The sequence below is a fragment of the Hydrogenimonas urashimensis genome (assembly GCF_016593255.1).
Classification (GTDB): Bacteria; Campylobacterota; Campylobacteria; order Campylobacterales; family Hydrogenimonadaceae; genus Hydrogenimonas; species Hydrogenimonas urashimensis.
On the sequence record NZ_AP023212.1, the window covers coordinates 658981 to 667500 of the forward strand.

Consider the following 8520-nt stretch of genomic DNA (forward strand, 5'->3'; position numbering starts at 1 on the left):
TTATACTTTAAATTCTCTTATTTTTCCAATAATCTCTTCGATGATCCATTCGGGCGTCGATGCACCCGCCGTGATTCCGCACAGTTGCTTTCCCTCGAACCACTCTTTACGCAACTCGTCTTTGGACTCGATATGGTGGGAATCGGGACAGAACTGTCTGCAAATCGTATAGAGCTGTTTGGTGTTGGACGACTGCTTTCCGCCGATTACGATCATCACATCGGCCCTTTTGGCAAGGTCACGCGCCGCATCCTGGTTTTCAAATGTCGCATTGCAGATCGTATTGAAAACCCGCACCTCCTTGTGTCTGGGCACGAGATAGTTGATAATCTTGTTGTACTCCTCGATTTTCCGCGTCGTCTGGGCGACCAGGGCAACACGCTCTTTCAAGCGGAGTTTCGCCACCTCTTCCACGCTCAGTACCGCATAGACCGGCCCTGTTGCGTAGCTCATAACCCCTTTGATCTCCGGATGGTTCACATCGCCGAAAATGACCACATCGTACCCCTCGGCACTCATCTCCTCCACGATCTGCTGGGGTTTGGTCACAAAGGGACATGTGGCGTCGATCACTTTGCCACCCTTTTCCTTGAGCCTCCTCAGATCGTTTTTCGGAATACCATGGGTACGTATGACGGTTGCACTCCCCTCCTTTATATCTTCAAGCGAATGGGCCAAAGATACATTGTAATCCCGTTTAAGCCGTTCGATCTCCATATTGTTGTGTATCAAAGGTCCCAGTGTCGAACTTCCGGGGTGTTCTTCCGCTATCTTGATCGCCCGTTTCACACCGAAACAGAATCCGTAACTCTGTGCAATCTCTATTTCCATGTACGAATCTCCGTTATCTTGTTCAGCAGCTCCAGGAAATTGGGAAACGATGTTTCGATACAATCGATATCTTTGATCCTGATGCCGGCTAGAAGCCCCGCTATGGCGAAACTCATCGCGATCCGGTGGTCTCCGCAACTCTCTATCTCCGCAGCGTGCAGTTCTCCGCCCTCTATTGTGTAGCCGTCTTCAAACTCTTCACACCGGATGCCGCACGCCTTAAGCCCTTTGATCACGCAACTGATACGATCCGACTCTTTGACGCGAAGCTCTTTGGCGTTTTTTACGATACTCTCTCCTTCCGCTACGGCCATGGCGATCGATAGTGCCGGCAATTCGTCGATCAGCCAGGCAATCCTGTCACTCACTTCCACGCCTTTGAGGCGTCCGTTGTATCGTACAAGGATATTGCCGATCGGCTCGTACCGGTTCTCTTTTTCAAGAAACTCCACATGCGCGCCCATCTTTTTCAGCACCGTATAGGCTTCGACTCTTGTTGGATTGAGAGTGACTCTCTCTATGACGACACGACTTCCAGGCACAATGGCGGCGGCCACGGCGAAGAAAAAACCGCTCGACGGGTCGGCCGGTACCGTCATCTCAAGAGGCTGCAAAGGCCCGCGCATCGGCTCGACGGTGATCACATCCCAGCTTTCGATATTGGCACCCATGCCGCGAAGCATCCGCTCCGTGTGGTCTCTGCTGAGCTCGGGCTCCCGGTACGTCGAATCTCCATCGGCTCGCAAAGCGGCCAGGATCATTGCACTTTTGACCTGTGCCGAAGCGATCGGGCTTTCGTAACTGAACGATTTCAGCCGGTCTCCGCGGATACACAGCGGCGCGAAATTGCCCTCCTCACGGCCGTCGATCTTCGCTCCGATCTGCGTCAGGGGCGTCGTCACCCGCTTCATCGGACGTCTGCGAAGGTATTTGTCGCCTGTGAGCACGTAATGCCCCGGAAGCGATGCGAGAAAGCCGCAGAAAAGCCGCATGGCTGTACCGGAATTGCCGCAATCGAGAATATCGTCGGGTTCTTTCATCTGCTGCGGCGGCGTAATGATTACCGTATCCCCCTCCTCCTTCACCTCGGCGCCAAGTTTTTTGACGATTTCCAGTGTATTCAACGTATCTTCGGCCCGAAGATAGTTCCGTATCCGGCTCGGTTTGTCGGAAAGCAGCGAAAACATTGCACAGCGGTGGGAGATCGATTTGTCACTGGCGATCGAATCGCATACCAGATCAAATGCGCTGCATTTTTCTACTTCGAGCCATCTCATCGCAGTCTTGCCTGGCATTTTTCTTGCAATGTTTTCAGGATGCGATCCATGATCGCATTGATTTCACTCTCTTCGAGGGTCTTTTCCATCGATGAGATCAAAAAGCGCAGTGTCAGACTCATCTCTTCTCCCAAAGACTCATCCGTATAGCGGTCGATGGGATAGAAATTCTGTACCTCCTGCGGAAGGCTTCCCTCCAGCGCCTCACGGATCTGTGTAAAGAGTGTTGTCCGGGGCACGACGACACTCAAATCCCTCTGAACAGGGGTGAAAGCACTGATCGCATGGGCATGACGATCTCTTCTCAGCAGTTTTTCCATCTCAAATTCCGCAAAAAAAGTATCGGGCAGATCAAACTGCTGGGCCACCACAGGGTGCAGCTTGCTGACGATGCCGGCTCTTTTGCCATCGATCAGTATTTCCGCGGAAAGGTAAGGATGCATCAGCCTGTTCTCGGCCGCACATTTTCTCAGTTCAATCGTTCCTACGATCGCAGCCAGTCTATCGACGAATGTGGCAAAATCGATCATCCCGGGTTTCCCGGCATTGGAGACAGATTCGGCCTCTTTTTCGCCGCAGTAAGCAAAAAGGACATGAAAAGATTCATTTCTGTCGGCATCAAAGACACGTCCCGTTTCAAAAAGCGGAATCCTCTTTTTCGACATAGCCACATTGCGCTGCAGCGAGTCGAGCATCGTAACCATCAGACTGGGCCGAAGTCCGTCCATCTCCCCCGTGATAGGATTGATCAGCGCTTTCTCCTCTTTTACTGGTTCGAAACCGAGCTCTTTGACCCTTTTGTTATCGCAGAATATATAGTGCAATGTTTCAAAAAATCCGTTGGCGACCGCTTTTAGACGCATATCTCGGATAAACCGATAGAGTTCCAGGTCACGAGTGACGCGGTTTGCTTCATGAAAGCACAGAGGCTTGGAGATGATATTGTCGATTCCAATGATTCGGACTATCTCTTCGATGATATCCTGTTTGTTCTGAATATCGTGACGGAAAAGAGGCACATCCAAAATGATCTTTCCGTCCTCGGTCCTTTGAATCGTAAATCCGAGTTTTGCCAGGATGTTGACAGCAACCGTCAGCTCTATCTCCTGCCCCACCAACTCCTCGATCTCCTGAAGAGAAATATCGAGGGTAAGTGGTTCCTTTTCAAAGACAAACTCACTGCATCCTGCATAGATTTCGATCTTCGCATACCGCTCAAGAAGCCCAAGCAGCAGACGCATGCCGAAATCGAGATCCGGTTCGCTCCCGCGTGAAGTCCGGTAATAGAGTGCATCGGTTTTCAGCCCCAACTTTTTGACAGCCGGTGCCACTATCTCGGGTGCGACATAGCTTGCTTCCAGAATGACACTTTTCTCTCCGGCATCCGCCTTGAAGGAAGGATCCTGTTCAATACCCACGATAGAGACCCTTTTTTCGTCGACTTCGACAGCGCCCAGGCCGCTGTCGAACTCTTTTAGAGTCACTTTTGCCTTCTCATGGCCTTTCGCCAGCTTTGAAAAACCGTACTCCCGCAAAACAACGCCGCTGGCATGTATGGCGTAATCGATAAATCCGTCAAGAGGCGTCGAAGACTCGATGTCCACCAAGCCAAGACGCAAGTTAAGCAGAAGAGGAAGGCGTATATGGTCGATATCGATCGCTCTGTAAAGCATGCTCACCGGTGGATTCCCCTGGTGAAAAAGCTGAAAAATCCTTCCTATACCGAGTTTTTGGTTCTCTTTTTCTCTGAATTCAAACGATTTCATCGGGCGGTTGAAACTGACAGAGAGTTCTCTGGCAATGCCATGGATACTCAGACAATCGCCCCGATTAGCCGTGAGTTCAATTTCTATGACATCATCGTTGATCGCTTCATATTCACGCAGCTCCTTCCCGATTTCGAGCGGACCGATCGAATCGTCGAGTACCAGTATGCCTTCGCCGATTTTCGGAAGGCCGAGTTCACTGCTCGAGCAGACCATACCATCGCTTTCCACTCCACGGAGTTTCGCATGTTTGATCTTCATGCCGTCGGGCATAATAGCGCCGACCGTTGCCACAGGAACGTACTGCCCTGCGCGTATATTTTTCGCACCGCATACAATCTGCCGGACCGCCGCACCCAGGTTGATCTGACAGACACTCAATTTGTCGGCATCCGGATGCTTTTCACAGGATTCGACATAGCCAACTACAATCTTTTCGGGAATTTTGATTTTCCTCAGTGAATCGACTTCAAGCCCGATGGCATTGAGCTTTTTGCAAATCTCCTCCGTAGTGAGACCTCCCAGGTCCACCCACTCCTCCAGCCAATTGCGTGTCACTATCATTGAAACTGCTCCAGTAAACGTAGATCACCCTCGAAAAGAGAGCGCAGATCGGGTATTTGATGCAGCAGCATAGCGAATCGTTCGACTCCCAGACCGAAAGCATATCCGCTGACATTTTCGTATCCGACCGCTTTGAAAACATTGGGATCGACCATACCGCATCCCAGCACTTCGAGCCAGCCGGTCTGTGAACAGACCCGACACCCCTTCCCTTCACAGAAGATACAGCTTATATCCACTTCCGCCGAAGGCTCGGTAAACGGGAAAAAACTCGGTCTGAAACGTACATCGACATCTCCGAACATTGTACGAAGAAAATCTTCCAGGATCCATTTCAGGTTGGCGAACGAAACTTTTCCCTTTTCATCCACCATCAAACCCTCCACCTGGTTGAATTGCGGCGTATGGGTCAAATCGAAATCGCGACGGAAAACCGACCCGGGGCAGATCATGCGGATGGGAGGTTTCTGGCGCATCATGGTGCGAATCTGGACAGGCGATGTATGTGTACGCAGCAGTTTGCCGTCTTTGAAATAGAAGGTATCCTGCATATCCCGGGCTGGATGGTAGTCGGGCAGATTGAGCGCTTCGAAATTGTGAAACTCATCTTCTACCAATGGGCCCGCTTCTACGGAGAAGTTCAGCGAGGCGAAATGTTCGATGATTTTGTCCATCGTCTTCATAACAGGATGGAGGGCGCCGCTCTGCGGTCTCGGTGTATAGAGCGAAACATCGATCGATTCCGCTTTGAGCTTCTCTTCGAGCGCTTTCTCTTCGAGTCTCTCTTTTTTCTCCTCGAAGATTTTTGTCAGTCTCTGCTTCAATTGATTGAGCTCTTTTGCAACTTTGGGTTTCTCTTCGGCAGGAACATTTTTCATTTGGGCAAATGCTTTCGAAAGTTCGCCCTTCTTGCCAAACAGAGCAATTCGTATCGCTTCTAGATCTTCCAACGTCTCAGCGGCGTCTATTTTCTCAATCCAATGCTCCACGCATCATCCTTCTCTTAGAATTGGGCGATTGTATAACATTATTCATTAAGAGGCAGTAAAAAAAGAGGGGTGACTGAACCTCCGGGGATCGGGTTCGATACTGACAGCTTTGGTATAATGATACGGAAAACTCAAGCCGAAGGAATCGCCGATGTGTATTTTCTGTAAAATTGTCGATGGAGAGATCCCGGCAAATAAAGTGCTGGAGAACGAAGAGTTCCTGGCATTTCACGATATCAATCCGATCGCACCGATCCACATTCTCATCATACCGAAAGTTCATGTGGAAAACTTCCAGTCGGTTTCACCGGAATTGATGGCGAAAATGACACCTTTCATCCAGCAGGTGGCAGCAGAACTCTGTCTGGACAAAAGCGGTTATCGGCTCGTCGTCAACAACGGAAAAGACGGCGGGCAGGAAGTGCCACACCTGCATTTTCACCTTCTTGGAGGAGCGCGATTAAAGTGGACCCATCTAACAGAGGATGAGACCCACAAAAATCTCTGATAGATTTTTCAGGCCTTCCATGGCCTGAATGCTCTATTTATCAACTCTCTTTTTTGCTTTCCAGCCAACGTCTCAGCGTTTCGATCTGCTCCAGAGTGCGCTGTGTCGACGTTCCACCTTCCGAATTTCTTGCATTCATCGAGTGTCGGATGGAGAGGTATTCGAGCACATCCGGAGAGATCCGCTCATCGACCGATCGGAGGTCTTCATAATCAAGTTCGCTCAGATCGACTCCCTTTTCTTCCGCCAACGCCACAGCCCTTCCGGTGATGAAATGGGCTTCTCTGAAAGGAATATGGCATTTTTCGACCAGATAATCTGCCAAATCGGTGGCACTCAGATGGCCGATTTTGCACGCCTGTTCCATTCTCTTTTTGTTGACCGACATCGTTTTGATCACTTCATTGAGAATCGTGAGCGAAATCTCAGCTGTCTCAACACTGTCAAACGTCCCCTCTTTATCCTCCTGCATATCTTTGTTGTATGCCAGAGGCAAGCCTTTCATGACAGTCAGAAGCGCGATGAGATTTCCGTATGTTCGTCCTGTTTTTCCGCGCAGCAGTTCGGGAACGTCAGGGTTTTTTTTCTGCGGCATAATTGAACTACCTGTCGAATAGGCGTCACTCAATGTGACAAAACCGAACTCCGAACTCGACCAGAGTATCAGCTCTTCTGCCAGACGTGAAATATGCATCATCATCGTTGCAATGTTGAAAAGCATCTCAAGAGCAAAATCCCTGTTACTGACCGTATCGAGGCAATTTAGCGTCGGTCCCTCGAAGCCCAAATCTTTCGCGGTCATCTCCCGATCGACAGGATGAGGTGTTCCAGCCAACGCGGCACAGCCAATGGGTGAAAAGTTGTTTCGGCTGAAACTGCTTTCGAAACGTTCATAGTCGCGCTTGAGCATTGAAGCATAAGCCATCATGTGAAATCCGAAATTGATGGGCTGAGCATGCTGTAGATGGGTCATTCCCGGCAACATCGTTGAAGCATGTTTTTTCGCAACGGATAGAAAAGTATCGATCAAATTCAAAATCAGCTCTCTGATAATCTCGTTGTGAGCCTGTACATAGAGTCTGAAATCAAGTGCCACCTGATCGTTGCGGCTTCTGGCTGTATGAAGTTTTTTGCCCGCATCGCCTATCAACTGTGTCAGTCTTTTTTCGATAGCCATATGGATATCTTCATCCGAAATATCAAAAACGAACTTTCCGGATTCGATCTCATCGTGAATTTTACGCATCCCCTCGACGATATCGCGATACTCCTGATCGTTTAAAATACCCTGAGCATGCAGCATTTTCGCATGCGCGAGAGATCCTTTGATATCGTATTCGTAAAGTTTCCGATCGAAATTCAATGATGCATTGAATTGATCCAGCAAAGCGGAAGCGTTTTCACTGAAACGACCTGACCACATTTTCCCCATAACGAACTCCTGAAATAAGTTCGGTATTGTAACAAAATTGTCAGATTCGCACAAAAGGAAAAATGGATGATTTTATTACCGACACATTGTTTTTGGAAGGGCTTCAGTTGCAGGCGGGAACATTTCCCGAATCACTCGCATATTTGTAAAAAAACTGTTTCATGTGTTTGAGGTTTTTATTGAATTTTTCGGAGTTGAGCATATCCATCACTTTGGAATCTTTTGCATGGGCGCTTTTCAGCAGTTTGGCGTTATTGTCAAAATACTCCTCCCATTCCTCTTGTGTATGGGATTTGGCAAGTTTTCCTCCTGATTTGTGACACGATTTGCATAGCTTCATATAGGCTCTCTGTCCTTTGAAGACGGAAGCATCCAAAGAGATGAAACAAAACATAAGTGATATCATAACGATGATTGTTCTATTCATTTTACGACCTTGGTCTTATTCCTGTATGGATTTTGCTGGATGATGAGTAAATCTTAGGTAGTATCGTCTTTTTTGCACAAATTGTTAGGAAGATTGAATATTTGGAAGATTAACGAGAAGAGTAGAAAACCTCCAGCCCGGCACCGACCTACCTTCCCACACCCGAGGGGTGCAGTATTATCAGCGCAGAGGGGCTTGACTTCCAGGTTCGGGATGGAGCTGGGTATGACCCCCTCGCTATAGGCACCGGGCAAAGAGGGACAAGACAACCTTGGTTGGCTTGGCTCTCTTTGCTTCCATGTGGCTTGAGGAAACGGTGGTTTTTCAACTAAAAACTAAAAGTTAAAAACTAAAAACTCAGGTGAGCTGCTTCGCAGTCAATTATTTAAAAATAAAAGAGCGAAGCGATTTTCCTCAATTTTTAGTTTTTAGTTATTAGTTGTTCATTCAGCAGTCCACACAATCTTGCAACGCCTTGCGCAACACTCAACAAGGCGGCAGCACGCGTAGAAAAAAGCAAGTCAAACGGTCTATTAGTACCGGTCAGCTAAATGCATTGCTGCACTTACACCTCCGGCCTATCAACGTCGTAGTCTTCGACGGACCTTCAGGGAGCGTTCATCTTGGAGTTGGCTTCCCGCTTAGATGCTTTCAGCGGTTATCTCATCCGAACATAGCTACCCGGCGGTGCCCCTGGCGGGACAACCGGTACACCAGTGGTTCGTC

7 protein-coding genes and 2 rRNA genes (1 of these 9 only partly in view) are annotated in these 8520 nt (G+C 48.8%); 1 reads left to right on the forward strand and 8 read right to left on the reverse strand.

The genetic code is table 11. The features are described from left to right. Genes JMG82_RS03250 through pheS form a run of 4 tightly spaced genes read right to left on the reverse strand, consistent with a single transcriptional unit; the run spans window position 1 to window position 5427 of the window. Entirely contained in the window at window positions 1-831 is an 831-nt protein-coding gene (locus tag JMG82_RS03250; protein WP_201353507.1) for a 4-hydroxy-3-methylbut-2-enyl diphosphate reductase, read from the reverse strand. Then, complete coding sequence (gene aroA / locus JMG82_RS03255) at window positions 822-2108, reverse strand: 3-phosphoshikimate 1-carboxyvinyltransferase (protein ID WP_201353508.1); 1287 nt, start codon at window positions 2106-2108, stop codon at window positions 822-824. Before aroA ends, JMG82_RS03250 begins: the two co-directional genes overlap by 10 nt. After that, complete coding sequence (gene pheT, locus JMG82_RS03260) at window positions 2105-4438, reverse strand: phenylalanine--tRNA ligase subunit beta (protein WP_201353509.1); 2334 nt, start codon at window positions 4436-4438, stop codon at window positions 2105-2107. The genes aroA and pheT overlap by 4 nt, the downstream gene beginning before the upstream one ends. Then, window positions 4435-5427: a phenylalanine--tRNA ligase subunit alpha gene (pheS, locus tag JMG82_RS03265; RefSeq protein WP_201353510.1), complete on the reverse strand. Its 993-nt coding sequence runs from the start codon at window positions 5425-5427 to the stop codon at window positions 4435-4437. The genes pheT and pheS overlap by 4 nt, the downstream gene beginning before the upstream one ends. A 151-nt stretch (window positions 5428-5578) precedes the next feature. Between pheS and JMG82_RS03270 the strand changes: the two genes are divergently transcribed. After that, window positions 5579-5935, forward strand: coding sequence for a histidine triad nucleotide-binding protein (locus JMG82_RS03270; protein ID WP_201353511.1), 357 nt, complete (start codon window positions 5579-5581; stop codon window positions 5933-5935). Between the two features lie 40 nt (window positions 5936-5975). Here the strand turns inward: JMG82_RS03270 and argH are convergent, their stop codons facing one another. The 4 genes from argH to JMG82_RS03290 form a co-directional block, all read right to left on the reverse strand. Next, entirely contained in the window at window positions 5976-7367 is a 1392-nt protein-coding gene (argH, locus tag JMG82_RS03275; protein WP_201353512.1) for an argininosuccinate lyase, read from the reverse strand. Between the two features lie 103 nt (window positions 7368-7470). Next, entirely contained in the window at window positions 7471-7761 is a 291-nt protein-coding gene (locus tag JMG82_RS03280; RefSeq protein ID WP_201353513.1) for a c-type cytochrome, read from the reverse strand. 168 nt (window positions 7762-7929) lie between these two features. Further along, a 5S ribosomal RNA gene (gene rrf, locus JMG82_RS03285) occupies window positions 7930-8045 on the reverse strand. A gap of 261 nt (window positions 8046-8306) precedes the next feature. Beyond that, window positions 8307-8520, reverse strand: a 23S ribosomal RNA gene (locus JMG82_RS03290); it runs 2950 nt beyond the window's last position.